This window comes from Rosistilla carotiformis (genome assembly GCF_007753095.1).
Lineage (GTDB): Bacteria > Planctomycetota > Planctomycetia > Pirellulales > Pirellulaceae > Rosistilla > Rosistilla carotiformis.
This window is the reverse complement of the sequence record NZ_CP036348.1, coordinates 4,381,628-4,407,570: the sequence shown is the minus strand read 5'-3', so window position 1 is coordinate 4,407,570 and position 25,943 is coordinate 4,381,628. Positions and strand designations below refer to the sequence as shown.

Sequence of the window (25,943 nt, the reverse complement as noted above, 5' to 3'; positions counted from 1 at the left end):
GAACCCGGTCGAACTTGGCTCTGCGTTAGAGGTCCGCTTCCGTTTGCATCGCCGCAAGGGGGCCGAGTGTGAACGCATGCGGAGGGCAACACATCGGGGCGGACGAGGGTATGATACAATGGTGTCCCGCGCGTCGGGCCGCTCTCTTCGCCAGCAACAGGAAAGTTTACACATGTCGACGGACGATTCCGGATCCACGGATTTCGACACTTCGGTGCAGCGACGTCAGGCACTGGAGATGAGCATTCGCGATGCTCCGGCCGACGTCGCGCCTTATCTGGAATTGGCGCGAATCCACCGGGCGATCGATAAGCCGGCCGAAGCGCAGAAGGTGCTCGAAAAAGCGGTGCGAGTTGCCAGTGATGATCCCGATGTGCTTTGGGAACTGGAAGAGGCGGAATTGGCGCGCAGCCTGCAGCGTCTAAAAGAGCTCAAGGGGTTGCACAATCAACATCCGACGCCCGATGTGACCAGCGATCTGGAGCGGGCACAGCACGAGTGGGCGATACGTCGCGCCGAAGTCTGTCGCAAGCGGCTGCTGCGCGATCCTAGCCAGACCAACCTGTGCATCGTGATGGCCGAAGCGATGTATGAGATGGGGAAATTTAACGAGGCGATCGCCGCGTTGGAACCGGCGTTGGAAGATCCTCAAGAGTGCAGTAAGGCGTTTTTGGTTCGCGGCATGTGCTTGCAGGCAATCAACGAACCGCTAGCGGCGCTGACCGCGTTTCGGGGGGCGGCCTTGCGGCGCTCGTTGCAACCGCTACCAAGTGTCAAGCTGGCGGCGTTGCGTCATGCCGCCGATCTCGCCTCGCGACTGGGCCTTCGCGCCACTTGCAAACGTTACCTGCGTGGTATCCTTCAATTGAACCCCAACGATCTCGTTGCGACCCAAGCCTTGGCCCGACTGGAAGCCAAGGGGGCTGCTGATTTTCACGAACAGGAGACGACCGATCATGTCCCAAGCAATCGTTAATCCCGACCACCTGCGGCAGTTCGCCGGGAACCTCAAGGTCTTCACTGAAGAGCTGCAACAACGGGCTGGTTCACTGTCGTCGCAGATGAACCAGTTGGGTGAATCGTGGCGCGATCAACAGCATCGTCGCTTCGCCGCGGAATTTGAAGATGAGCTGCGGCAGATGGCTCGTTTCGTTCAATCCGCAGAACAGCACATCCCCTATCTGCTTCGCAAAGCGGATCAGATCGATGCCTACCTGAAAGGATAACCGCCGGTGTCCAGCGATGTGAAAAGCGTCGATGCGCTGCGAAGCCTGCACACTGCAGTGCTCCGGTTGTCCGACGAATGCGACGACCATGCGACCCAATTGCGTCAGTTAGCGCATCGGTTTCGAGAGCAGATTACGGTGGAACGCCGCCAGTATTGGCAATCGCAGCTGCAGCTGGCCGAGCGACGTATGCAAATGGCGCACGAAGCGATGGCGCGTGCCAAGATCTCGCATGACACGGCCGACGGGACGCGCAATACGGAAGCGGAGATCATGTTGGCGCGCTGTAAAAAGCGGGTCGGTTATTGTTTGGACAAATTGAAAGTCTGCAAACGGATCGCGGCGGAGGTCGACCGCGTGGTCGATCGGTTCATCGGCGAACTGGGAGCGATGACCGAACTTTCTGAAAACGGGCTGCCCCAGTCGGCAAACCGATTGGCGGCGTGGATCGATGCGTTGGACATCTACACCGATCAGTCGGGTTCGCCGTCCACGGGATCCTAGCCGCTGGGACTGCCCTCGTCGGGGGAACCGTTGGCGTTCTTTCGAGATTTTGTGGGAACTGATACGATACCGGGCACTCGCGAGGCATCCGCCTGGCTGCCGGTTTCGCGAGTTCCAACATCACACAAAACTCAGGAGACTGAAGGATGGAGCGTACGCTTGTACTGCTGAAACCCGATTGCGTTCAACGCCGTTTGATGGGCGAGATCATCAGCCGATTCGAGGCCAAGGGGCTGAACATCGTCGGCATGAAGATGATGCATGTGACGCCCGATTTGGCGAAACAGCATTATGCAGAGCATGTTGAAAAGCCATTTTACCCAAGCTTGGAGTCGTTCATCACCAGCGCGCCGATCGTGGCCTTGGCGATCGACGGGATCGAAGTCATCCGCGTGATGCGTGAACTGTTGGGTGCAACCAACGGATGTAACGCAGCACCAGGAACGATCCGTGGCGATTTCAGCAACAGCCGCCAGATGAACCTGGTTCACGCCTCGGACGGTCCCGAAGCGGCTGTCCGCGAATTGAAACTGTACTTTGGCAATGGCGATCTGTGCGATTACGACCATGTTGCCGAAGCGTTCATGCGCGCTGCCGACGAATAAGATCGCTTCGCGATTGCAATTTGAACTTCTTTAGGGCCGGTACGCTCCCGGCCGATCGATTCGTCCCCACGCACTCCCGGTGCCACCGATTCTCGTTGGGACGAGGTCATGTCACAAAAAAGTCGCTCCTGCGCCAGCGGTGAAGATCCTACTTTGTGAGGAGCGAACCTTCATCGTGCCAACGCAGGAGCGGTGATTGGGCCGTGTTGGGGTTACAGCCCCTGAGTCACTTCGCCGCCGGCGCGGGTTCCGGCCGAACGCCAGACCGTCAAATCGATTGTTTCACCCACGAATCGCACGCTGCCATCGATCAACGATGTTTGCACACCCCCGGGATGATTGCTGCGGGCGCTGACCAGGGCAAAGTTGTGGTAGCCGTTGTGGCAATCGGGGTCCTTGGAATTGGGGGTGTAATAAAGGTTGAACATCGAATCGGCCAAGTGGCCGTTGACCCATTTGGCCCCTCGTTGCCCCGACCAGGCTGGCGCCGATCCCGGCGCGCATGCAGCGGGAGTGGTTTGTGTGGAGGTTGCCAGTTCGACCACGCGGCGCCGGAAATCGTTGTTGGCCGGGAGGCTGTTTTGGCCGTCGCCGAGCAGTTGTTCGCCAAAAGCGATCGTGTGGCTGGTGCCATCGATCACGTCGCGGAAACCGATCTTCGATTTGGTGAAGAAGATTCCGTCGGAATTCGAAATCGATCCGTCATCGGTGGCGTCCGCTACGTTGTTGATCCCCGATCCGGCCGATCCGGGATAGCTGATCCCTCCATAGTCGGAGCCAGGAACCGATTCACCGTCGCTGGGGCAGGTCATGAACGGCAGTTGTTGTTTGGCCGCGGTGTCGTTTTGGGTCACTTGAGTGGTGTTGTATCCCGCTCCGAAGGCGGCCAGTGGGGGCACTTCATAGACCAACAGATCCTTCAAGCTGCCCTGTTCTACGAACGGCAGCAATTGCGACTGGGGGGACCAAACAAACGGATACCCCAGGCTGCCGGGAGGGAAGACGCGATGCGTCGATTCGTAGTTGTGCAACGCCAGCGTCATCTGTTTCAGGTTGTTGGAGCATTGCATTCGGCGAGCCGCTTCGCGGGCGGCTTGGACTGCGGGCAGTAGCAGCCCGACGAGGATGCCGATGATTGCGATCACGACCAGCAGTTCCACAAGGGTAAAGCCCCGCGACCAACGCGGTACGCGAACCCGATGCGATTCGAGAGAGTTTTGGGTAGGTAAATTCATCGTCTTGGTTCTGTTTCAAATTTTGGAGGGTGTCCTGGGGAATCACCGCGCAGGAGCGTTTGCAAACATTTGATCCAGCTGCGTGTACAGACTGGCAGTTCTGCAAAGCCAACGTCCGCACGACAAGCTCGGTCGTTCGAACGCGGTTGCAACGCGAGGGGGAGATCGGAGGCAACGACAGACCCGCCTGCTCGCCGATAGCTCGATCGTTCGGATTGCGAACGTGTTGGGCTATGCACGGGAAGGGAGATGCCGCCGTTGGTCGGGGCACGCAGACGATCCAGACGAACATCCGCTTACCGTGAAATCACGGCTAGCCGATACGGTTGGATTGCAAGACGTGCCCGCTGTCGATCTAGGGCGCCGGCGGATCGGGGCAAGAGAAGACCGAAATGGCTCGGTCATCGACCAGACGCAGGGTGTACAGCAGTGGCGGGTCGAAGCGTTTCAGCACGGGGGTTGGCCATGAGACGACGACACTGGACAACACCGACCAGAACATTTCGACGCCCCGACATTTGGCGGCATCTTCCAATCGAACGACGCGCAGCTGAGGTTCTTCGGCGGACGTCGCTGTCGATTCGAGATCGGATTGCGGTTCCACTGTCGAACAGAGGGATGCTTTGTTGCTGCAACAGCAACTCTTCGGCGCCGATGTCGCTTCGGCCACCAGAGGGTTGGTGTTCGTCGCCGTCCGAAATTGCTGGGCCACACGTTCCAGCAGGAACTGCGGCGGGGAGACGTCATTTTTGGCAGCCCATGCCAATTTTTCGACGTCCGAATGACAACAGCATTTGTCCCAGCAGTAATCGGCCGTCGCACAGCCGCAGGAGCAGTGCTCGCATGGAAAACGCCCCTGCTTGGGGGCAGAGGGAGCGAAGACGGGAATTCCCACGATATTGCACGAAACCGCGATCAGCAGAATCATGCTGACGACGTGTTTCCAGCGAAAGCGTTCGCGCAGGCGTGCTAGGGAATTTGCGACCAAAACAGTCCAGACGTTTTATAAAACGAACCAAATGGATAGGCCCGCTCCTCACGCCGACCATCCTAATCGGCTCCTCGAATGCCGTAAAGCATCCCAGCAGGGAGCTCTGCCGTGGTCAAACGTCGCATTCCCGTTAGAGCAATCGGGGGGCGGCCGTTAAGTCAAAATATCCAGCGCTTCTTGATATTTTTCGCCCGTGCGGCGGACGACATCTGCTGGCAATGTGGGGGGCGGACTGTTGCGATCCCAACTGGTCTGAGAAAGCCATTCGCGAACAAATTGCTTGTCGAACGAAGGTTGAGAGTGCCCCGGTTCGTAGCTCGATTTGGGCCAGAAACGGGAGCTGTCCGGCGTCAGGACTTCATCGATCAGGATCACGTCGTCGCCAACAACGCCCCACTCAAATTTCGTATCGGCGATCAAGATGCCACGCGAAGCGGCATGATCGGCCGCCGCCGTGTAGACCTGAAGACTCAGCCGCCGCAGCAATTCGGTCCGTTCCTCGCCGATCGCTGACGCCATGGTGGCCGACGACACATTCTCGTCGTGTCCGGTTTCCGCTTTGGTTGCGGGAGTAAAGATGGGTTCGGGCAATCGATCGCATTGTTGCAGGCCCGCAGGCAACGGAATCCCACAAATTGCACCATTTTGCTGATATTCCGCCCAGCCCGATCCTTCGATAAAACCACGGATCACGCACTCGAACGGAACCACTTGGGCTTTGCGAACAACCATGATGCGGCTTTGCAAAACCGCGGGATCGATCCCAAGATCGATCACCTGCTGCGGCACATCACAGCTGATCAGATGATGGGGAACCTGTAAATAATCGAACCAAAACCGGCTCATCGCCGTCAGGATGCTCCCTTTGTTGGGGATTCCGTTAGGCAAAATCCAGTCAAACGCACTGATTCGGTCGGTGCTGACGATCAACAAGTGCTCGCCCAGGTCGTACACATCGCGGACCTTACCCGATTGTCCCGGAAGTGGCAGGTGGGTGCGTAGCAAAGCGCCGTTGGGATCAAATTCAAAGGTTTCGTGGCGGGTCAACGTGAGCGTCCTAGTATCATTGGAAGGGGATGCGTGGGGCTGATTCTAGCATTTGGGAGGCCGATTGCACGAGTAGAGTGTGCAGGGGCGGAATTGAAAAAAGGCTCCCATTGCGTTAAATTTTGCATGGCAATCGCTTTCGCTTCTGTTCGTTATCATCACCGCAAGGCACCGGATGGGTCTGTTCCGTTTTGAAGTTCCCGAATCATTTCGGGCATCAGTCCCCCATTGGGAAGCTGCGTATATCTCTGGAATCGAAGGCATTCCTTGGTACGGCAGGGTCACATGCAAAGATGACCAACTGTTGATTCAACGCAATATTGATGAATCGGGAAAAATCTCGATCCCCTGGCCCATCGAAGGCACCGGGCCGCGCGTGTTGCAATCGTGCAGTTTGCGCCAGCGGGAGACGCCCTATTTCTTGCCGCTGGAATTGGCCCGTGGCGCTTGCAGCAACATTCGCGGCCAAGCCGATATGTGGCAGCGCAGCGGAATGCGTTTGCCCGATGCTTATCAGGCGCGACTGGCCGAGGGGATGGAGCGTTTCTTAGACGCTGCGCAGAGCTATCCGATGAGTGCGCGGACGGCCGAATTGTCCGACGCTTCGTTGGCGTCGCTGCAACAAGCTTCCGACGCGTTGGTCGACACCTACGCCGCGCAAGCGTTGGCGTACCGCAAAAATAACGAACGCCAGTTGGGTACTTTGGCCGCAGCCTACATTGCACCGCCGGGGCCGATGGCTCCGGGGTTGGAGCGAGCGTACCTCGACGCTTTTAATACGATCGCCATCCGCACCAATTGGACCGCTGTCGAAAGCGACATGGGCAAGTTGGACTTTGAGCCGTTTGATCCGTTGTTCGATTGGAGCCATCAGCACGGACTGCGGGTCTGCGCCGGGCCACTGTTCGATTTCCAACAGAAACAATTGCCCCACTGGATCTATTTGTTGGAAGAAGATTTTGAAGGGCTGTTGGAAACGGTTAGCCGATATGTGGCGACGGCCGTCCAACGCTACCGCGGCAAGGTGCAGCTGTGGCATGCCGTGTCCGGTCTAAACACCGCTGGACCGATCAAGTTGGATGAAGAGCAGGTGATGCGATTGGCCGTTGCGGTGATCCAAGAGATTCGCCGCCACGACAACCGCACGCCGATCCTAATCAGCGTCGATCAACCGTGGGGCGAATACCTGAGTAAATCGCCCGATGGAATTTCGCCGTTGCACTTTGTCGATGCACTGGTTCGATCGAACCTTGGGATCGCTGGGATCGGTTTGGAAATGCGGATGAATTACTGGCCCGAAGGAACGCTGCCCCGCAGTATCCTGGACGTCAGCCAGCAGATCGACCGTTGGGCCCAGTTGGGGTTGCCCTTGTTGGCGCAGATCTCGGTCCCCGCGATTGCCGAATCGGAAGCCAACACGCCGCGCAACGCGCTGCCAATCGCATTGGGACCCGACGGCCAGTCGACTGCGGCGGAGCAGTTGTCGTATGCCAGCCGACTGACGCGGATGTTGTTGGCCAAACAGATGGTCCACGGCGTCTTCTGGGAAAGTTGGGATGATCGACAACCGCATTCGATGCCTGGGGCGGGGCTGATCGATTCCGCTGGAAAGCCGCGACCGCTGTTGGACGAACTTGCCAGTTTGCGACGCCAGTTTCTTTTTTAGGCCCGCTCCGATCACTGGCCAATTTGTCTTGCCGCAATCGGCGGCGACGCTCCTCTACAAAAAAAAACGCCATCGAATCGTGAGACTCGATGGCGCTGTCGGTTTTACCGTTCGTTAGGATCTGAGTCGCAATCGATTAGCTGACTTCCCAGCCCTTGCGATATTCTTTGCTCAGATACTTGTCGGCTTCGGGGCAATTGGTCGCCTTCAGCGCCGCTGCATCCCATTGCAATTCCTTGCCGGTGCGGTAGGCAACGTTGCCCAACAGAACCGTTTCGGTCAGTGCGCCGGAGTAATCGAAGTTGCAGGTCGTCGGCGAACCTTCTTTACACGCTTTGATCCATTCGGCGTGGTGACCGATCGAATTGGGGATCGTTTGTTCGGGCGGTTGGAAGCCGGCAAACTTCTCTTTCGGGAACAGCTTGTAGCTGCCGTAGTTTGCGAACATCTTGCCTTCGGTTCCTACAAACATCACGCCGCTGCCGGGAACGCGTTCCCCCGCAACTTCGCGAGGCGTCATGTTGCCGTCGTACCAAGTCAGTTTGACAGGAGCCAAGTCGCCACGCTTGGCGAATTGGTATTCGACTTTCAAACCCAGCGGGCAGGTTTCCGGATGAACCTCAGGGCCCTCGGCGCTGATCGTGGTTGGGTGTTTCAGATCCAAAGCCCAGAACGGCAGATCCATGTAGTGGCACGCCATGTCGCCCAAGGTTCCTTGGCCGAAGTCCCACCAACGTCGCCATTGTGCAGGGTGGTAACGTCCAGCAACATAAGGACGTTCGGGAGCTGGGCCCAACCACAGGTCCCAATCGAGGCTCGCTGGCGGTTGTTCGCCACCTTCGGGTCGCTCGCCGCCGCCCCAGCCTTTACCAACCCAAACGTGGACGTCGGTCACATCGCCCAGGATGCCAGCTTTGACGATTTCGGTCACGCGGCGGTAGTTGTCGCCGGCGTGGATCTGAGTTCCCAACTGAGTCGCGACCCCTTTGGCTCGAGCCGCTTCGGTGATGATGCGAGCTTCGGTAACGGTGTGGGTCAGTGGTTTTTCGCAGTAGCAGTGCAGGCCCGCGTTGATCGCTCGCAGCGAAGCGGGAGCGTGGTTGTGGTCGGCGTTGCCGATCACGATCGCGTCGGCGTTGGCCGCTTCCTTGTCGATCATCTCGCGATAATCGCTGTACAGCTTGGCACCTTTGAACTGAGCGGCGGCGCGATCGAGGTAGTTCTTGTCGATGTCGCACAAACCTACGATGTCTTCGCCCTTGACCCCATCGATGTCGGCAGCGGCGCGGTTGGCAGTTCCGACGCACAAGATCTTCAGCTTGTTGTTTGCCGAGGTCGACTCTTTTGCAGACGATTCGCTCCACACGCCGCTCGACAGCACAGCCGCCGCAGCTCCGGAGAATTGCACGAATCGTCGTCGATTCAATGAGGTTCGTTTTGTCATCAGGTAGGGTTCCAAATATCGAAGGTAGGAAAAAGGGCAGGGTGGAAACTGTCTAATTGTCTGACGGTTTGCATCCATGATAACGTAAAAATTTCCAAACGTTTGCTCGCAGACGCGACAAAAGAGCCAAATTTTGCCGCCGTGGTGGAAACCAAAGCGGTCGCGCGGCTTCCCCTGGTCTCGCGACGCCGTTTGCGAACTCCCCGCCAATCTCTCGCCGATTTCCACCATGCACCCACGCACTACCACGAGTCGCCAACGGCGGACTGCCGGAGTAGACTTGGCAGCACAGTGTGCTGTCAACGCGATTGATCCATGGCTCGCATGAGTTGGCAGGGAGCCCTTGGCCGTTTGCAGTGATTCGTTTTATGCAATTTCGATTGACGACCTACAACATTCACAAAGGCATCGGCGGAGTCGATCGCCGCTATGATCCCAATCGGATCGTGGAAGCGGTCGGGCACTGCAATCCCGATATCTTGTTCCTGCAGGAAGTCGACGACGGCGTGCCGAGATCGCGACACGATCGGCAAGTCGAAGTGCTGGGGGAAGCGTTGGGGCTGAAGCACCACGTCTACCAACGCAACGTCAAACTGAAAGTCGGTCATTACGGGAACGCGATCTTGAGTCGTTTTCCGTTGACCGATCACCAGGATATCGATTTGACGATCCCGATGAAAAAGAAGCGGCGGGCGCTCGCGGCGCACTGCCGAATGCAGATCGATGGGCACAGCCGCACGGTTCTGCTGCTGAACGTCCACCTGGGACTAGCCGGTTTTGAACGCAAGATGCAACTGCGTCGCTTGCTTGCCACCGAATTGGTTCGTCGCACGCATCAGGAGACGGCGGTGCTGCTGGCGGGCGACTTCAACGATGTCTGGGGCAACTTGGGGCGTGGGATCCTCGACACCGGCGGCTTCCAATCGGCGACCGGACTGCACAAGACCTTTCCCGCCTTCATGCCGATGCGACCGTTGGACCGAGTCTACTTCCGCGGCAACATGAGCATCGACCACGGCTTTGCCTCGCGAACCGATATCGCTCGGCGCGCCTCGGACCACCTGCCGCTGGTCGCCGACTGTATCCTGCAATAACGTCGACCGCCCGTGCCCGAACAACCGCCGCGATCAATCGATCACCGATTGCGGTTTGCCAGGCGGTGGCGGGTTTGGATTTTTGGGAAGCGGTGGTCCCAGTTCGACGCCACCGACGTGGGTCGTGTAGAGCCAGTCTTGTGGCTGCGGATCCCAACCGGCCAGCATTCCAGCGTCTTGGAAAATTCCACGCGCTGTCAGGTAGATGTCGAAGCTGTCGGGCAGGACGTAAAACCGAGCGTAGTATTTGGTGACGTCGAGGTTCGATAGATAGTCTCTTCGAATCACCGAGCGCTTGTTCAACAGTGCGGTTGCGACGGCGCCCCGCTTTTCCTTCGGATGGAAACGCATCCGTGGATACCGGTTCGATTGGACGTAATATTCCACATCGAAGAACGCATCCTGGTCCTTCTTTTCGCCAGCAAAGATCGCTGTGAACTTCTCGGGGTCGATGCCCACTTTAGGATCCCGGTCCATGTTGCCACGCGCAACGATCGCCTTGGCGATTTTGACGGCTCGCTCGCGAAACGCTTCGGCATTGATCGGGTAGACGGCGTTGCCGCTGCACAAAAACGAAGCCTGTTTCGCCCCCGGAGGTGCCGGACGCGGGTTGGGGATGCTGACCTTGATGTCGGCTGGACGGGCGCGGATCGGCGTCTTGTCGAGCATCGCTTCGATCTGCGCCTTGCGTTCCAGCGAGGTGCTGATCAACTGCGTCAGCTCCTCCCGCTTACCTGTCGTTTCGGCGATCTTCTTTTTCGCTTCTTCGGCCGCCTTTTGTTGCTGTTCGATCTTTAAGGCGTACTGTTCCTGTTCCTTCTTAGCATCTTCGCGGGCCTTTTTCTGCCGGGCCAACAGATCTTTCAGCTTCTGCAGTTCTTCCTTCTGCTTGTCGGCGTCGATGTCTTGGGGAGCGACCAGGATCCGTTCGAGTTCATTTTTCTCGTCCTCTTTTTCGGCGAGTTCCTTCTTGGCCTGTTCCAGCTTCTCGGCGTCGACGACGGTTTCCGAACGGATGCGCGTGACCACTTCGGTGACGCTCATCTGCGTCACGATCAATACAAGCACCAAGATGCCGACGACGTTGGTCATCGTATCGAGCAGCGAATCCAAGCCGCCGTCATCATCATCTTCAGCGGGGCGTCTCATCTAACGGGTTCCGAACGGAGTTGAAAAGAGTGCAATCGACATTCAAATATTGTAACCAGGCCTGCCCGATTTGCAGCGTTTTTGTCGGCGAGCGGCAGGGTTATGCGATCGGCAACGCCGCGGGTTTGCGGCTGCGGAGCGATTCGTATTCGTGCCCATACAAGGCGTCCATGTAATCCTGAACCTGTTCGGGCGTTTCAAAGTACTGGTCGTAAACCCAGGTATCTTCGTATTCGCATTCGGCGGTCGTGTAGTCGCGGCAGATCTGCGGCCGGGTCTCGTAGATCCCGCAGCGATGGTCCTCTTGCAGATGCTTGCAGGTCGTATGAACCAACAGATACCAGGTATCCCCTTCGACAAACATGCTCGCCCGGTCGTGCAGCAGATACCAGCGGATGAAATCGAGGTCCTGGCGACTCTCGGGCGTGTCGATCGGCAAGGCGAAGTAGCGGCAGCACTTGGCGCTGCAATAATCGCACAAGCTTTCGCCTTTGGGAACAAGTTCACGCGGGATGCGTTTGGGTCTCGGTGCGGTCATGGCGTGGCGACGTTTTTGGAACTGGCGGTGCGGCTTCGACAGAAGTTTCAGGAGCGGTTGATGCCCAGTATAAGGTGGCTGATCGAAACGGGCTACAGTCGGTATACTTGGCAACTGTCCCGATATGACCTCCCGGCTGGCAAACAAGCAGAACCAAAATCATGGACGTTGTTATCACCGCCCTTGGCCCCGACAATGTTGGGCTCGCCGACCCGATCATTCACTACGTGACCGGCCAAGGCGCCTCGCTTTCCGAAATCCAGATGTACGACCACGACGAGGCGCAGTTGTTTGCGATGCTCTGCCGTCTGCACCTGCCCGACGGTCGGCTGGATCTGCTGGAACAAGCGATGCAGAAGATCGCCGAACAAACGGGGCTGGCGATCCGAGTTTGGAGTCCCGACAAGCGAGCCGACCGGCCGCGGATCGCGCTCTGCACCACCTACCGCACCGAAACGCCGCGGGCTGTTTTGCAGGCGGTTCGCGATGGCCGAATCCGCGCCGAAGTGGCCGTTGTGATCGGCAATCGCAAGAAGTGCCAACCGCTGGCCGAGGAGTTTGGCGTTCCGTTTGAACTGATCGGCGAGGCGGACGGCAGCGCCAACGAAGACGCCATGGTTCAGATGTTCGATCGCTACGAGATCGATTACGTCGTCTTAGCACGCTACATGCGGATCCTGCCGCCGGAGACGTGCTGGCAGTTCGCGGGGGGGCGGATCATCAACCTGCACCATGGATTGTTGCCCGGTTTTCCCGGCTTCCGCCCCTACCACGACGCCTATGCCGCGCGGATGTTGACCTTTGGGGCGACGTGTCACTTCATCATCCCCGAACTGGATGCGGGGAATCAAACGATCAATCAAGAGACCTTTGCGGTCCGGCCGGGAACGCCGTTGGAAGAGGTGATCCGCCGAGGCGAACAGGTCAACGAGCCCTCTTGCCTGGTCGAAGGGGTTCGCCGCGTGATCGATCGAGAAGTCAAACTGCACTTTCACCGCGTGGTCGTCAGCTGATCGCTGTAGGGTTACCTCCGGTCTATCCACCGGAGGTATCAGCCGCCACAAAAACATATTTGCTCTGCCTGATCACCGGTACCTAAGCTTCCGCCGGTAGCCGTTGGACTATACTGGGGCGTTCCCAAATCGCTGCACGTCGCAGCCGCGTTGTCCGCCGCCGCTTGCTGGAGAGTCATCGATGCACCGTTTGATCTGCGTCCTGTTGTGCTTGCAAGCTGTCGCCGCCTACGCCGACGAATCGGCGGACGATTTCGTCGTCATGTCGTGGAATCTCGAATGGTTCTTCGACAGCCAGCCGCGGGACAACCGCAGCGACCTGGCCCGCGAGATGTCGGCTCCCGATCGCCCTAACTGGGATTGGCGTCGCGATGCCGTCGCCGCATCGATCGCGTCGGTCCGCCCCGACGTCGTCGCGCTGCAAGAAGTCGAAAGCAGTAGGGTGATGGGCTATCTAACGACCAGCTTGGAAGACGACCACGACCAGAAGTTTCGCTTCGTCTGTTTCGATGGTGCCGAACCGTTCACCGAACAGGACGTCGCGCTGCTGTATGCCGACAACGTCTGGCTGCGTCGTGCGGGACTCAACGGCCAGTCGCGGAAGATGTACGCCAGCGGCGATTACTACAACGTCTTCAAACATCTGGAAGCCGAATTGGAGATCGGTCGGCCAAGCGATCCGGAAGTTGTCACGGTGATCAATCTGCATCTGCGAGCCCGAGCCGAACGAGCGGACATCCGGATTCGCCAAGCGCGACTCGTCCACACCTGGATCGCCGACCGCGTCGCCGCAGGAGAGAACGTGATCGTGCTGGGGGATCTGAATACCGAAGAACCTGCCGAGGGCTTCCGCGACGGCAGCGACCTCGCGATCCTTTGCGGCAAACATACTCCACGAACCGACGACGACCTGATCGATCTGCATCCGCGGTTGCCCATCGACCAACGGCAAACGCACCTGTTGCCCGGAAAAGCGTTCGACCGGATCCTGGTCAGTCCCGCCATGATCGAAGACGATCCCGATCGCGTGGATCTCGTCCTGCGATCGGTGCAGCGGCCTCGGGAATTGGCGGTCAAAGGAGATGGGCCCGACGAACAGGATGCCCACTGGAACGCCTACTGGCAAATCGATTCAAATCAACGCGATCTCAGCGACCACTGGCCTGTGGTCGCCCGCTTTCAACTCAAGTGAACCACCCCATGAACCAAGATGTTTCCAATGAACCCAGCACGGACGAAGAAGATTCGATCCGGTTGGACAACTTTATCAAATTGACAGGTGTCGTCGGGACCGGCGGCCAAGCCAAGATGTTGATTCAAAATGGCGAGGTCACGGTCAATGGCGAAGTCGAAACGCGGCGTCGCAAAAAGTTGACGATTGGCGACGAGATCGAAGTCTTGGGAGAAGTCTTCCGCGTCGAACAGGATTAGCTAGAATCAGCAGCTTGTCGCAGCAAGCGGTTCCGTCGTCGGTGCCGCTTGCAAAGCGATTCGCTCAGCCCCCACCCCCGCCCTTTCCGCTCTGGAACGAAACCACTCAAAGGATCCGTCCGTGACCCAAGAAGCGAATCTATTGGATCGCACTCGACGCTTTGCCATCACCGCGTTGGGCGTGTTTTTGTGTTTGTTCACGCTGTTCGAAGTCAATTACAACTTGATGCAACCGCAGTCGTCGCTGGCTGTGTTTGTCGGTGTGGGACTGGCGCTCTGCTATCTGACGTTTCCGCTGCACAAGCGGTTTGCCAACGTTCAATCGATGCGTCTAATCGACGTGGTGTTAGCGATCGCAGCGGCCGGGTGTTGCGGATACGTCGTCGTGCAAACCGAACCGCTCTTTGAGAGCCTGTGGTCCGACGGGATTTCGTTGGGCAACCGGGCTGGCGCCGAAACCTCCGCCGACTTTGTTGTCGGTCTGATCGGATTGGCGTTGGTTCTCGAAGCGACTCGCCGCAGCATCGGTCTGATCGTTCCGCTGCTGGCGTTGTTTTTTGTCGCCCACTCTTATTACTGCTACGGCAGCCTGCGGTACGACTGGGTCGCGATGCCCGATTGGATGCTGCCACACGCCGGGCAAAACGTCAAAGATATCGTGAGCACGACGTTCCTGCAGTCGTTGGGCGTGTTTGGCCCCGCAGCGAGCGTGATGTTTAAATATGTCTTCCTCTTTGTCGTCTTTGGCGCCTTCCTGGAGATGTCCGGAGCGACGCAGTTCATCATCGATTTTGCGACCAAAGTGTTCGGTAAAATCCGTGGCGGACCAGCGATGGTTTCGGTTGTCGCCAGCGGCTTGATGGGCTCTCTGTCCGGAAGTGCCGTCGCCAACGCGGTGACGACCGGAACGTTTACGATTCCGATGATGCGAAGCGCCCGGTTCCCGAACTACATCGCGGGCGGCATCACCGCCGCGGCAGCTTCCGGCGGCGCATTGGTTCCGCCGGTGATGGGTGCCGGTGCGTACATGATGCTGGAATTGGTGCAACCGCAGGTCACGTTCCTGGCGATCATGAAAGCCGCTCTGCTGCCAGCGATTCTGTATTACGTGTCGATTTTGGCTGTTGTGTTCCTATACTCGCGGCGTCTGGGAGCCGAGGGGCTCGATACGCAAGAGGTCAGCAAAAAGAAGCTGTCCGGTTTCGAAGCGATGGTCTTTTTCGGAGCTCTCGGAACCTTGATCGGCCTGCTGATCGCTGGCTTCTCCCCGTTCCGCAGCGTGACAGGCGCGCTAGCGGTGATCTTGGTCTTCGCCACGCTTCGCAAAGAGCTTGCGATCAGTGCGTCGGCTCGCTGGATGGCGTTTTTCAGTTTCTTTGCCGTTCTGTTGCTGCACCAAGCGACGATCTTTGTCCACGATTCGGTCCCCTCGGGACTGCAGACGTTTATGGCCAGTTCATGGATCCATCCGACCAGCGGTGAATTTAGCCCGCTGTTGATGGTTGGTTCGCTGCTGGATTCGGCGATCGTCGGGATGTTCGGGCTGCTGATCTTTGGCCTGATTCATCCCGCGTGGCGTCCGGAGATGACGTCGGCGATGACCAAGTCGGCCAAAAATGGGATCTCGTTGGTCGCCGCGAGTGCCTGCGTCGGAATCATCATCGGGATCGTCCAACAGACCGGAATCGCAACCGATTTCAGTTCGGTCATCAAAGGCGTGGTCGAAACGAATCTGTTCCTCGCCCTGGTCGGCATCATGGTCTGCTCGTTGATCCTCGGAATGGGCGTTCCCTCGGTCGTCTGTTATCTGTTGATGGCGACATTGATGGGATCGTTGCTGGGCGAATTGGGAGTGATCCCGTTGGTCGCTCACCTGTTCATCTTCTACTTCGGCATGATGTCGATGGTCACGCCGCCGGTGGCGTTGGCCGGGTATGCGAGCGCTTCGATTGCCGAGGCGCCGATCATGAAGACCTCGTTTGCCGCGTTCCGGTTCTCGTTGGTCGGGTTTACGCTGCCGTTTATGTTCGTCTACCGGCCGGCGCTGTGCCTGCTGGCTCCCGGCGGCCAATCCCCCACCGCGTTTGCGATCGCCCACGCGTTGACCGCCGCGACGATCGGAATCCTTGCCTTGGCAGGATGCATCGCGGGCTACTTCCGCAACAGCCTGTCGATCTTCGAACGGGTATTGATGTTCGTTTCCGCAGCCCTGCTGTTAGCACCGATCACCAAGATCGGAGAGGTCCGCGTCGGACTGACGATCGACATCGTCGGCGCGATCCTTTTCATCGCCGTCGTCACGATCAACGCGATGCGCAAGCCGACAACATCCAGCGGGCCGCGAGAAATCGCGAGCGAATAGAAGCGACTCAGCAATCCCTCGCGAAGCAACGTCAAGAGATGTCCTGGGACGACGTTAAGTCCCTGGACCGCTGCGTTGAAGCGTTTCAACCCGCAAACGCGGTAGCTTTCGAAAGTCGCTAAGCGACGGCAGCATGTAGCCTGGCGACGTAAGTCCCAGGTATTCCACGTCAAAGCGTTCTAAACACGAACATCCCGTCTACATAAACTCGCGAAGCGACGACATGAGATAGCCTGGTGACGCAAGTCCCAGGTCTGTGGCGATTTGGCTTCACGCCACAGATACGCAAAAGGCCCCCGCGATCGTGTTTCGATCGCGGGGGCCTTTGCTTCTATTTCGGCGGATTGCGTTCAACACATCGACGCCGTCAATGCGCCGTGCGGAACTCTACAGTCCGAAGCGATCCTGCAGGCACTCGACGTCCAGGGCACCTTCTTTGAGCGCCTCCATCGCACCGACTGCGGCTTCGGCTGCGGCGATCGTCGTGATGCATGGGACGCCGTGCTGCACGCCCGAAGCTCGGATGCGACCTTCGTCGGTGCGAGCCCCTTTGCCGTTGGGCGTGTTGATAATCAACTGAACCTCTTCGTTCTTCAGGTAATCGATCAAGTTCGGATGCCCTTCGGCAAGCTTCTTGATCGGAGTGACCGCCACGCCCGATTCCTCGAGCAATTTTGCGGTCCCCGAGGTCGCCAGAATGCTGAAGCCGAGATCGCGGAGACGCGAGCCAAGCTTGATCGCAAAGTCCTTGTGACGCGACGACAGGCTGATGAAGATGTTCCCTTCGCTTGGAAGGACCGTGCTCGCCGCGATCTGACTCTTGGCAAACGCCAGCGAGAAACTCTTGCTGGTTCCCATCACCTCGCCCGTACTTCGCATCTCCGGTCCGAGCACGATGTCGACACCGGCAAACTTGCGGAACGGGAAGACGCTCTCTTTGATCGAGACGTGCGACGGGATCGTTTCCCCGGTCACGCCGACTTCGGCAAGCGTCTTGCCGCACATGACCTGAGTCGCCAAACGCGCCACGGGAACGCCGGTCGCTTTGGCGACAAACGGCACGGTCCGACTGGCTCGCGGATTGACTTCGATAATGTACAGCGTCGGCTTGCCATCTTCCATTTTGACGGCGTATTGAATGTTCATCAGGCCGATGACCTTCAAACGCAGCGCCAATTGTTTCGTGGCGACGCGGATTTCGTCGAGGATCGATTCGGGCAGGCTGTGAGGCGGGATCGCACAAGCGGAGTCGCCGCTGTGGACGCCCGCTTCTTCGATGTGCTCCATGATTCCCATCAACACGCAATCCTTCGAATCGGAGAGCGCGTCGACGTCGACTTCGATCGCATCTTCCAGGAACCGATCGATCAGAACCGGTTGCCCTTCGGCGACAACAAACGCTTCGGCGACGTAGCGGTCGAATTGCTTGTGGTCGTAACAGATTTCCATCGCTCGGCCGCCCAAGACAAAGCTGGGGCGAACCAACGCGGGGAACCCGATCCGGTCGACTTCACCGCGGGCTTCTTCCATCGTCCGCGCGATGCCGCTCGGCGGCTGACGCAGCCCCAGTTCATCGATCAGTTGTTGGAACAGCTCGCGATCCTCGGCCGCTTCGATCGTGTCGACGCTGGTTCCGATAATCGCCACTCCAGCGTTGGCCAATCCACGAGCGAGATTCAGCGGCGTCTGCCCACCGAACTGAACGATCACGCCGTCGGGTTGGACGTTGTCGCAAATGTTCAACACATCTTCGATCGTCAGCGGTTCGAAGAACAGGATGTCGCTGGTGTCGTAATCGGTACTGACCGTCTCCGGATTACTGTTGACCATGATCGATTCGTAGCCCATTTCGCGGAGGGCGAAACTGGCATGGCAGCAGCAATAATCGAACTCGATCCCCTGGCCGATCCGGTTCGGACCGCCACCGAGAATCATGATCCGCTTCTTGTCACCCTTGGGCGGCGCTTCGTTCTCGTCTTCGTACGTACTGTAGTAGTATGGCGTGAAGGCTTCGAATTCGGCGGCACAGGTGTCGACCGATTTAAAGACCGCGCGGACGCCTTGTGCCTTGCGGTATTCACGAACCTTCAACTCGCTGGAGTCGAAGAAGATTGCCAACTGGCGGTCCGAGAAACCGAGCTGCTTGGTGTATTTCAAGTCGGCGGGACTGAGCGATTCGAGCGATCCAGCCTGCAGCAAGAAATTCTCGTGCTCGACGATCTGTTGCAATTGGTCCAAGAACCAGCGATCGATCTTGGTCAATTCGAAGATCTCTTCGATCGTCATCCCCATCTTCAGCGCGTATCGCAGATAGAAGATTCGTTCGGCGTTGGGAGTCGAAAGTTTTGCGATCACTTCGTCGCGGTCGGGCTGCGATTCGCCACCCCACAGATCCTTGCTGCCACCGCCGAAACCGAAGGCGCCGACTTCCAGGCCGCGAAGCGCTTTTTGGAACGACTCTTTAAAGGTTCGACCGATCGCCATCGTCTCGCCGACGCTTTTCATCTGCGTCATCAAGGTCGGATCGGCTTCAGGGAACTTCTCAAATGCAAACCGTGGGATCTTCGTAACGACGTAATCGATCGACGGTTCGAAGCAAGCTTTTGTCTTTTGCGTGATATCGTTGGGCAGTTCCCACAAGCGGTAACCGACAGCCAGTTTGGCCGCGATCTTGGCGATCGGGAAACCAGTCGCTTTACTGGCCAGCGCCGACGATCGGCTGACCCGCGGATTCATCTCGATCACGATCATCCGTCCCGTGGTCGGTTCGATCGCAAATTGAATGTTCGATCCGCCGGTTTCGACACCGATCTCGCGAATTACCGCCAACGAAGCGTCGCGCATCCGTTGGTACTCTTTGTCGGTCAGCGTCTGCGCCGGGGCGACGGTGATCGAATCGCCGGTGTGAACGCCCATCGGATCGAAGTTCTCGATCGAACAGATGATTACGCAGTTGTCGTCCATGTCGCGGACGACTTCCATTTCGTATTCTTTCCAACCGATGATCGACTCTTCGATCAGCACTTCGGTGACGGGGCTTTGGTCCAAGCCGTTTTGCACCAACGCGTCGAAGTCGTCGCGGTTGTAAGCGATCGCCGAACCGGAGCCACCCATCGTAAAGCTGGGGCGGACGACGCAGGGCAACCCGACATCGTTCATCACGCGGCGGGCGTCGGTCAGATTGCGGACCGTTTCGCCGCGGCAGACGTCCAGGCCGATCTTGTCCATCGCCTGTTTGAACTGTTCGCGTTCTTCCGCTTTGGCGATCACGTCGGCGCGCGCACCGATCATCTCCACGCCGTACTTCTCCAGGACGCCGTTGGCTTCCAAGTCCATCGCGGTATTCAAACCGGTCTGACCACCCAGCGTCGGCAGCAGCGCATCGGGACGCTCTTTGGCGATGATCTTCTCGACCATCTGCCAGGTCAGCGGTTCGATATAGGTCCGATCGGCGGTTCCCGGATCGGTCATGATCGTGGCCGGGTTGCTGTTGACCAAGATGACCTCGTATCCCTCCTCACGCAAAGCTTTGCAGGCCTGCGTGCCGGAATAATCGAATTCACAAGCTTGGCCGATCACGATCGGTCCGCTACCGATCAGCAAGATTTTCTTGATGTCGTCGCGACGTGGCACAGGAAGGGAACCTTTGATGGAGTGGAAGAGTTCAAGACGGGCGCAAAACCCCGGCAATGTTAACAAACCACGGCGAAAGTGGTAGGGCCCGGAACCTTCTTCTGCGCTGCAAATCCTTGCATTGCACGCGCCACAATGCCCAACCGCTATAAACTTGACGACTATCGACCGCCGCGCGGCAACTGAAAAATTGAAGGCAATCGGTTCGTGAAACCTTCTGCGGTGCCGGGTATCTGTCGGTCGTCCGCCCGATCGGCGTCAATCGATCGCGATCGGATCGGTTTCCCGCAGGTTGGATTTCAGCTTCTGGAACTCGCGATTGGCGAAATAGAGGTTCGACAACGAATACGAAGTGACGCAGACCGCATAAGCCGCCGCGGCGCCGGTTCCGCCAAACTCTGCATAGAGGATCACGGTCATGACCAGCAGCAGCGCCGCATGCAGCCCCAGCAGCCACGTGAGCAGACGTCGCCGGCCGGCGTACAGCAAAAACGTGGGGGCCAGCGAAAATAGTGTCGTCATGCTCGAACCGACCGCGACCCAACAGAGGGCTGGGTACGAAGCGACAAAGTCGGGCCCGTAGATTCCCAAAATGGATTTCCCGAAAAACAGGACGACCAGTAAAAACAGGATGATCCCGGCTCCAACCATCAGCGCGCGGTCGCGCCGAAGAATCGACATCTGCCGCCAATTGTTCGCCTCCAGATACAGCGAGACCGCTGGCTGAAAGAACTTGTCGGTCGATTTGCTCAGCAGCAAGATCAGTCCGCCGGTTTCAAATGCGGGAGCCAACAGCCCGACCCCAATATCCCCGTGCGGCATGTGGTGGGTGATCACCAACGTCGAACGGAACAGCCACGAGACCATGAAGGTAAAAAACATGAACGTCACGCTTTCGCTGATCCAACCGCGGACGTTCGTTTCCACCTCGGCACCGGCGACCAGCGGACTCGCTTGGCGGTAGCACATCAACATCCCCAACAGCAGCGCCAGCACGCTCCCGCTGGCAAAACACAAGACGGCATGACTGGCGGTAAAGTGCATCGTCTGGGTGAGTGTCAGAATCAAGACCAACGTCGTTGCCGGGATCACGATCCGCGAGATCACCATCGCGATGATCGGCATTCGGAACGCCAGCAGCAGGTCGATGACCACGCCCGCGCCGGCCATCGAAGGCAGATAGACAAACGCCAGCGTCACCACATCACGCCGGTTGCCCGAGTGCAAGGGAGCCGCCAGGACGATCATTGCGATCGCCAACAGAAGGCTCAGCAACAACGTTCCCAGGAACGCAAATCGCAAATAGCCCGCGATCCGCCCACCATCTTGCGCTTCGTTGTAGATCGGGATCACGCGGAGGCCGTATTTGCCAAACCCACCCTCGGCGAGCGCTGCGAACAGCCCCAGCGTTGCGATCGCACCGATGTACTGGTCGAATGCGAGGTGCGACAGTTCGCGAGCCAAGACGATCGTCGCGCCATAACCCAGAAAGATCCCGACCACGTTCAGCGCAACCATCACCAACGGGACGACCTGCCAGCGTCGTGGTTCGGTGATGGGGGACGCCGCATCCAAGTCGTTGTTTCTCCGCGACCGTATTCCAAAAAGATCCTCTAGCGGTCGGCGTGCTAGAGTTTCACAGCGGCTACACAAACGGTCCGCGCCGTCGCTGCGGCCGTCCGCGCAATCGCTTCCTTCGCCCTAATTCCACCATCGCAATCCATGCAACCGTCGCAGGAATTAAAACAGTCGTTCCGTACCGCCAGCCTGTGGGCAACCGCATTGGTCGTACTGATTCACTATCGCTCGGCGGCAGCCACGGGTGGGAATCTAAATGGCTGGCTTCAAGAAATTTTAATCAACGGAATCGCCCGAATCGCGGTCCCCGTCTTCGCCTTTGCCGCTGGGTTCTTCTACTTTCTAACCTTCACCGGCAGCTACAACAACTACCTCGCCAAGCTGCGGCAGCGAGCCTCCAGCTTGCTGGTTCCCTACCTGTTGATCTCGTTGATCGCGCTGGCCAGTTGGTCGACGATCCAGATGCTGACCGGCAAACCGACACAACTGGAACCCAGCCAGTTCTTCGCCCGGATCGTCCTGCATCCATTGGCTGAACAATTGTGGTTCCTCCGCGATCTGATGCTGTTGGTCGTCGCGGCGCCGCTGATCCAGTTCGCCGTCCGCCGCGCACCACGCATCACGCTGGGGCTTCTGGCAGTGCTGTGGACGATGGAATGGCAACCCGCGCCGATCATCGCCGGATGGTACGCTCTGAACGTCGAAACGCTGCTCGGCTTCACACTTGGATGCTGGGCTGTCAACCGGATCGATTTATTGGAACGCTTGATCCGCGCTCCGAAAGGCGTTTGCGTCGCGCTGTTTGCGACCTGGAGCCTATTGTTGGGGATTCGCGTCGCCATCGATCCAAGCTTCGATAACTGGTACGTCCGCGATTTCTCCACGCTTTCGCTGCTGCTACAGAAAGCCGCCATCGCAACGGGATGCCTTGGGCTGTTGAGCATCGCTCAGCGGATCCGGAATGAGCGAATCAGCCGGCTGGCCGAGTTCAGCTTTTTCGTCTACTTGGTGCACGAATTCCCGATGCGAGAAGTGCTCCGCCGGATCGCCAACAAGATCGTCGGCGAAGAGTTCAGCTTTTGGATCGCCGCGCCAACGGCGATCCTTTGCAGCTTGCTGCTGGCTCAACTGGCCAGCCGGTACACACCAACCCTTGTCGCCGTTTTAACAGGCGGACGAACAATGAAGCCGGTCTCTCTGGCGGCTGCGAAGCCACGTTGGCGCTACTGATTTTCCAGTAGCGCCCGATCTTGGCGACGCCGCGAAGCTCGCAGCGTCACCGTTTTCCAACGGCGTTACGCCAACAACGCTTTCGCTTCGGCAACGATGTTTTTGGTCGTGATGCCAAACTTTTCGTACAGCTGGGGAGCCGGTGCCGAAGCGCCGAAGCTGTCCATGCCGACGAACTCGCCTTCGCTGCCCAAGTAACGATCCCAGCACTGGCGGATGCCAGCTTCAACGGCGACGCGTGCGGTGCACGACGCGGGGAACACGCTCTCGCGATACGCGGCGTCTTGGTCTTCGAACAGTTCGAAGCAAGGCATGCTGACGACGCGAACCTTCACGCCGGCGGCCTTCAATTGCTCGTAAGCTTCGACCGCAAGCGACAACTCACTGCCGCTGGCCATCAGGATCAATTCGGGTTCACCATCGGAGTCGGCCAACACGTAACCACCCTTGGCGGTTCCCGAGGCCGGTGCGAACTTCTCGCGGCACAGCGTTGGCAGGTTTTGACGCGAAAGAACCATCGCGGATGGATGATCCGAAAGTGCCATGCTGGCGCGATACGATTCAGCCACTTCGTTGGCATCGCCGGGACGGAAGACGTACAGACCTGGCATCGCACGGCACGCAGCCAAGTGCTCCACAGGTTGGTGCGTTGGTCCGTCTTCGCCCAATCCGATCGAATCGTGCGTCAGAACGTACAGAACGGGCTGATGCATGATGCTGCTCAAACGCATTCCGCCACGCATGTAGTCGGTGAAGACGAAGAAGGTCGCACCGTAAGAACGCAGCCCCGTCAACGACATTCCGTTGCAGACGGCGCTCATCGCGTGTTCGCGAATGCCGTAGTGCATGTTGCGTCCGCAAGGCGTATCGGGACCATTGTCCCCGGCACCTTCGAACTTCAGCAGGGTGTTGGTGCTTGGCGCGAGGTCGGCCGAACCACCGACCATCCAAGGAATGTTCTTAGCGATCGCGTTGAGCACTTGGCCACCGCTGACGCGCGACGCCATTCCCTTTTCGTCCGCGTCGAACGTTGGGATTTCCGAATCCCAGCCCTCGGGCAGATCGCCAGCGAAGAAGGTTGTCAGTTCCGCAGCCTTCTCGGGATTGGCGGTTTGGTAAGCAGCCCAAACGTCTTGCCATTGCTTGTAAGCCGCAGCGCCGCGGGCGCCGATCCCTTCTTGGAAGTGTTCTTTGACGCCCTCGGGAACGAAGAACTTCTCGGTCGTTGGCCAACCGTAAGCCTTCTTGGTCAGTTCGATCTCGTCCCAACCGAGCGGTGCGCCGTGAGCGTTGTGCGAGTTGGCTTTGTTTGGCGAACCGAAGCCGATCACGCTGCGGACGACGATCAGAGTTGGCGCGTCGGTGTTCGCTTTGAATTGTTCAACCGCTGCGGCCAGAGCTTCCAGGTCGTTGGCGTCGGCGACTTCGATCACGTGCCAACCGTAGCCCTTGAAGCGATCGACTTGGTTCTCGCTGAACGTAAGGTCGGTGTGCCCTTCGATCGTGATCTTGTTATCGTCGTAGATCCAGCACAGGTTCGACAGCTTGAAGTGACCGGCCATCGAAGCCGCTTCGCACGCCACGCCTTCCATCATGTCGCCATCGCCGCACAACGCGTAGACATCGTTATCGAACAGCGTGTGTTCGGCGGTGTTGTAACGCGCCGCCAACCAACGCGATGCAATCGCCATTCCGACGCTGGTCGCGATCCCTTGGCCCAAAGGCCCCGTCGTGGTTTCGATGCCGCTCGCTTCGCCATATTCAGGGTGCCCAGCACATGGGCTTTCCAACTGGCGGAAGTTGCGGATGTTGTCCAACGAGATCGCTTCTTGACCGACAGGCTCGCCCGCTTGATCGACCTCTTGAACGCCCGTCAGATGCAAGACGCTATAAAGCAACATCGATGCATGGCCGCACGACAGCACAAAGCGATCGCGGTTGGGCCACTGAGGGTGTTGTGGATCGTAACGCATCGCTTCGTTCCACAATTGATAAGCGACCGGCGCCAGCGCCATCGGCGTGCCAGGGTGACCGCTGTTAGCCGTCTGAACGGCATCCATACTCAGGGTGCGGATCGTATCGATTGCGGTTTGACGGATATTTGTGGTTACTGCTGACATCGGTTTTGTGTCACCTTAAGTTCGAATAGTGGCCTTTAATCGTCGCCAAGAGCTTACCCAGGATCGCCCCCGGTGGCAACAATGGGAACGTTTAAAAGCGATGAAGCCCACAGACCGTTATGGCCTGGACCCCGCCCTTGATGTCGTCATACGGCCCGCCGGATGTCCTCCGCCACTCGGTGGGGGAAATCGTGGTTTCGCGATAGTTTTCTATAGACAATCGGCGCGGCCAGCGATTGCCATGGTCAATTGTTTTCGGTGGCGGGATTGCACCACGCGCTGAAACTTCCCCAGCGTGTCTCCCCTCCGATTTCCCAGTCACGGCGCGGCGGAACGGAATCGAGACAACATCTGCGGCCTCTTCCCAACGTTCGATCAAATCAAACGGTTCCCTCGGCTCGGCAGTTCCCGACCTGAGATCCGAACGACGACGGAGTGTCGTCCGAATGACGGCACGCCGATCGACGTTATCCACACATTACAGGGATTTCGCGTTTGGCACACCGCCTGCGTTAAGTGAACGCAGCGGCTGAGTCCGCTCGATCACCTCCCCCCTTTTGAATGGAACGACGAATGAAACGTATTTTGACCATCGCTGCATTGGTAACCGGAATCACCGTTTTGGCAGGAACATCGGACGCTCAAGCCAGAGATTATCGCGATTCGGGGCGGTCGGCGCACAACGCCCGGTCGCCGCAGCATCGCCAATCGCACGACCGTGCCGGGCACCATCACGATAACCGCAGTCCCAAGTTCGTCGTTCCCTACAGCAGCCACGGCAAGGGACACATTGCGCACTACCCACCCGTACCGCAAAGTCCTCGGCGAGGCTATCTCCCCAATCGCTATCCCGCACCGGTGACTCCCTACGTTCCCGTCCCTGTCCCCACCTACCCAAGCACTAGCCACAGCCACGGTTTCCACCTGGACCTCGGTCCGCTGCACCTCGGGATCGGCAGCCATCGCTAATCCGCTGACCTCGCCAACCATGGCGAACCTTTGCTTATCGTCGTAGTACCTAGCGCGACGACGCGGGACCAACAAGAATCCAAACGATCGCGAGCGTCTCGGCGTTCG

Annotated in this window: 21 protein-coding genes; 12 read left to right on the top strand and 9 right to left on the bottom strand. The window is 58.3% G+C overall.

All coding sequences use genetic code 11. The features are described from left to right. Nucleotides 1-172: 172 nt before the first annotated feature. The 4 genes from Poly24_RS15925 (at nucleotide 173) to ndk (ending at nucleotide 2,335) form a co-directional block, all read left to right on the top strand. Nucleotides 173-976: a tetratricopeptide repeat protein gene (locus Poly24_RS15925; protein WP_197451951.1), complete on the top strand. Its 804-nt coding sequence runs from the start codon at nucleotides 173-175 to the stop codon at nucleotides 974-976. Beyond that, nucleotides 957-1,226, top strand: a complete 270-nt coding sequence (locus Poly24_RS15920) for a WXG100 family type VII secretion target (RefSeq protein WP_145097372.1) — start codon at nucleotides 957-959, stop codon at nucleotides 1,224-1,226. Before Poly24_RS15925 ends, Poly24_RS15920 begins: the two co-directional genes overlap by 20 nt. 6 nt (nucleotides 1,227-1,232) lie before the next feature. Then, a complete protein-coding gene (locus Poly24_RS15915; protein WP_145097368.1) occupies nucleotides 1,233-1,730 on the top strand; it encodes a hypothetical protein in 498 nt (165 codons plus the stop codon). A gap of 146 nt (nucleotides 1,731-1,876) precedes the next feature. Continuing rightward, a complete protein-coding gene (gene ndk / locus Poly24_RS15910; RefSeq protein WP_145097364.1) occupies nucleotides 1,877-2,335 on the top strand; it encodes a nucleoside-diphosphate kinase in 459 nt (152 codons plus the stop codon). Nucleotides 2,336-2,547: 212 nt separating this feature from the next. Here the strand turns inward: ndk and Poly24_RS15905 are convergent, their stop codons facing one another. The 3 genes from Poly24_RS15905 to Poly24_RS15895 form a co-directional block, all read right to left on the bottom strand. Continuing rightward, nucleotides 2,548-3,570, bottom strand: a complete 1,023-nt coding sequence (locus Poly24_RS15905; RefSeq protein WP_145097361.1) for a DUF1559 domain-containing protein — start codon at nucleotides 3,568-3,570, stop codon at nucleotides 2,548-2,550. A gap of 355 nt (nucleotides 3,571-3,925) precedes the next feature. Continuing rightward, on the bottom strand, nucleotides 3,926-4,498 hold the full coding sequence (locus Poly24_RS15900) for a hypothetical protein (protein WP_145097358.1): 573 nt from the start codon (nucleotides 4,496-4,498) through the stop codon (nucleotides 3,926-3,928). A 216-nt stretch (nucleotides 4,499-4,714) separates the two neighbouring features. After that, nucleotides 4,715-5,608 carry a phosphoribosylaminoimidazolesuccinocarboxamide synthase gene (locus Poly24_RS15895; protein WP_145097355.1) on the bottom strand — a complete coding sequence of 298 codons (894 nt, stop codon included), beginning with the start codon at nucleotides 5,606-5,608 and terminating at the stop codon, nucleotides 4,715-4,717. A 304-nt stretch (nucleotides 5,609-5,912) separates the two neighbouring features. Here Poly24_RS15895 and Poly24_RS15890 point away from each other — a divergent pair, with 304 nt between their 5' ends. After that, a complete protein-coding gene (locus Poly24_RS15890; protein WP_197451950.1) occupies nucleotides 5,913-7,274 on the top strand; it encodes an endo-1,4-beta-xylanase in 1,362 nt (453 codons plus the stop codon). A gap of 136 nt (nucleotides 7,275-7,410) precedes the next feature. Here the strand turns inward: Poly24_RS15890 and Poly24_RS15885 are convergent, their stop codons facing one another. Further along, entirely contained in the window at nucleotides 7,411-8,718 is a 1,308-nt protein-coding gene (locus tag Poly24_RS15885) for a Gfo/Idh/MocA family protein (protein WP_145097349.1), read from the bottom strand. Nucleotides 8,719-9,086: 368 nt separating this feature from the next. Between Poly24_RS15885 and Poly24_RS15880 the strand changes: the two genes are divergently transcribed. After that, a complete protein-coding gene (locus tag Poly24_RS15880; protein ID WP_145097346.1) occupies nucleotides 9,087-9,812 on the top strand; it encodes an endonuclease/exonuclease/phosphatase family protein in 726 nt (241 codons plus the stop codon). Between the two features lie 33 nt (nucleotides 9,813-9,845). Here Poly24_RS15880 and Poly24_RS15875 read toward each other — a convergent pair whose 3' ends face one another. Both Poly24_RS15875 and Poly24_RS15870 read right to left on the bottom strand, forming a co-directional pair. Further along, nucleotides 9,846-10,961, bottom strand: coding sequence for a hypothetical protein (locus tag Poly24_RS15875; RefSeq protein ID WP_145097344.1), 1,116 nt, complete (start codon nucleotides 10,959-10,961; stop codon nucleotides 9,846-9,848). Nucleotides 10,962-11,061: 100 nt separating this feature from the next. Next, entirely contained in the window at nucleotides 11,062-11,499 is a 438-nt protein-coding gene (locus Poly24_RS15870; RefSeq protein ID WP_145097341.1) for a YkgJ family cysteine cluster protein, read from the bottom strand. A gap of 161 nt (nucleotides 11,500-11,660) precedes the next feature. Between Poly24_RS15870 and Poly24_RS15865 the strand changes: the two genes are divergently transcribed. From Poly24_RS15865 to Poly24_RS15850, 4 genes are all read left to right on the top strand, one after another. Further along, the gene (locus Poly24_RS15865; RefSeq protein ID WP_145097338.1) at nucleotides 11,661-12,512 is read left to right on the top strand and encodes a formyltetrahydrofolate deformylase; all 852 of its coding nucleotides are present in this window, start codon (nucleotides 11,661-11,663) and stop codon (nucleotides 12,510-12,512) included. Nucleotides 12,513-12,693: 181 nt separating this feature from the next. Beyond that, nucleotides 12,694-13,704, top strand: coding sequence for an endonuclease/exonuclease/phosphatase family protein (locus Poly24_RS15860; RefSeq protein WP_145097334.1), 1,011 nt, complete (start codon nucleotides 12,694-12,696; stop codon nucleotides 13,702-13,704). An 8-nt stretch (nucleotides 13,705-13,712) separates the two neighbouring features. Further along, nucleotides 13,713-13,943 carry an RNA-binding S4 domain-containing protein gene (locus Poly24_RS15855; RefSeq protein WP_145097331.1) on the top strand — a complete coding sequence of 77 codons (231 nt, stop codon included), beginning with the start codon at nucleotides 13,713-13,715 and terminating at the stop codon, nucleotides 13,941-13,943. A 121-nt stretch (nucleotides 13,944-14,064) separates the two neighbouring features. Beyond that, nucleotides 14,065-16,305 carry a TRAP transporter permease gene (locus Poly24_RS15850; RefSeq protein WP_197451949.1) on the top strand — a complete coding sequence of 747 codons (2,241 nt, stop codon included), beginning with the start codon at nucleotides 14,065-14,067 and terminating at the stop codon, nucleotides 16,303-16,305. Nucleotides 16,306-16,692: 387 nt separating this feature from the next. Here the strand turns inward: Poly24_RS15850 and carB are convergent, their stop codons facing one another. Then, the gene (gene carB, locus Poly24_RS15845; protein ID WP_145097324.1) at nucleotides 16,693-19,938 is read right to left on the bottom strand and encodes a carbamoyl-phosphate synthase large subunit; all 3,246 of its coding nucleotides are present in this window, start codon (nucleotides 19,936-19,938) and stop codon (nucleotides 16,693-16,695) included. 258 nt (nucleotides 19,939-20,196) lie between these two features. Then, the gene (locus tag Poly24_RS15840; RefSeq protein WP_145097320.1) at nucleotides 20,197-21,513 is read right to left on the bottom strand and encodes an MATE family efflux transporter; all 1,317 of its coding nucleotides are present in this window, start codon (nucleotides 21,511-21,513) and stop codon (nucleotides 20,197-20,199) included. 147 nt (nucleotides 21,514-21,660) lie between these two features. On the opposite strand from Poly24_RS15840, the gene Poly24_RS15835 reads away from it, so the two are divergent. Next, nucleotides 21,661-22,746: an acyltransferase family protein gene (locus Poly24_RS15835; protein WP_145097316.1), complete on the top strand. Its 1,086-nt coding sequence runs from the start codon at nucleotides 21,661-21,663 to the stop codon at nucleotides 22,744-22,746. A 65-nt stretch (nucleotides 22,747-22,811) separates the two neighbouring features. Here Poly24_RS15835 and tkt read toward each other — a convergent pair whose 3' ends face one another. Continuing rightward, nucleotides 22,812-24,866 carry a transketolase gene (gene tkt, locus Poly24_RS15830; RefSeq protein ID WP_145097313.1) on the bottom strand — a complete coding sequence of 685 codons (2,055 nt, stop codon included), beginning with the start codon at nucleotides 24,864-24,866 and terminating at the stop codon, nucleotides 22,812-22,814. Between the two features lie 573 nt (nucleotides 24,867-25,439). Between tkt and Poly24_RS15825 the strand changes: the two genes are divergently transcribed. After that, nucleotides 25,440-25,835, top strand: coding sequence for a hypothetical protein (locus Poly24_RS15825; protein ID WP_145097309.1), 396 nt, complete (start codon nucleotides 25,440-25,442; stop codon nucleotides 25,833-25,835). Nucleotides 25,836-25,943 lie beyond the last annotated feature (108 nt).

Coding starts and splice junctions, on each gene's coding strand:
- Poly24_RS15875 (WP_145097344.1), bottom strand. CDS start 10,961: ATGAGACGCCCCGCTGAAGATGATGATGACGGCGGCTTGGATTCGCTG.
- Poly24_RS15880 (WP_145097346.1), top strand. CDS start 9,087: ATGCAATTTCGATTGACGACCTACAACATTCACAAAGGCATCGGCGGA.
- Poly24_RS15885 (WP_145097349.1), bottom strand. CDS start 8,718: ATGACAAAACGAACCTCATTGAATCGACGACGATTCGTGCAATTCTCC.
- Poly24_RS15835 (WP_145097316.1), top strand. CDS start 21,661: ATGCAACCGTCGCAGGAATTAAAACAGTCGTTCCGTACCGCCAGCCTG.
- Poly24_RS15905 (WP_145097361.1), bottom strand. CDS start 3,570: ATGAATTTACCTACCCAAAACTCTCTCGAATCGCATCGGGTTCGCGTA.
- Poly24_RS15920 (WP_145097372.1), top strand. CDS start 957: ATGTCCCAAGCAATCGTTAATCCCGACCACCTGCGGCAGTTCGCCGGG.
- Poly24_RS15900 (WP_145097358.1), bottom strand. CDS start 4,498: ATGATTCTGCTGATCGCGGTTTCGTGCAATATCGTGGGAATTCCCGTC.
- Poly24_RS15860 (WP_145097334.1), top strand. CDS start 12,694: ATGCACCGTTTGATCTGCGTCCTGTTGTGCTTGCAAGCTGTCGCCGCC.
- Poly24_RS15855 (WP_145097331.1), top strand. CDS start 13,713: ATGAACCAAGATGTTTCCAATGAACCCAGCACGGACGAAGAAGATTCG.
- tkt (WP_145097313.1), bottom strand. CDS start 24,866: ATGTCAGCAGTAACCACAAATATCCGTCAAACCGCAATCGATACGATC.
- Poly24_RS15925 (WP_197451951.1), top strand. CDS start 173: ATGTCGACGGACGATTCCGGATCCACGGATTTCGACACTTCGGTGCAG.
- Poly24_RS15825 (WP_145097309.1), top strand. CDS start 25,440: ATGAAACGTATTTTGACCATCGCTGCATTGGTAACCGGAATCACCGTT.
- Poly24_RS15870 (WP_145097341.1), bottom strand. CDS start 11,499: ATGACCGCACCGAGACCCAAACGCATCCCGCGTGAACTTGTTCCCAAA.
- ndk (WP_145097364.1), top strand. CDS start 1,877: ATGGAGCGTACGCTTGTACTGCTGAAACCCGATTGCGTTCAACGCCGT.
- Poly24_RS15865 (WP_145097338.1), top strand. CDS start 11,661: ATGGACGTTGTTATCACCGCCCTTGGCCCCGACAATGTTGGGCTCGCC.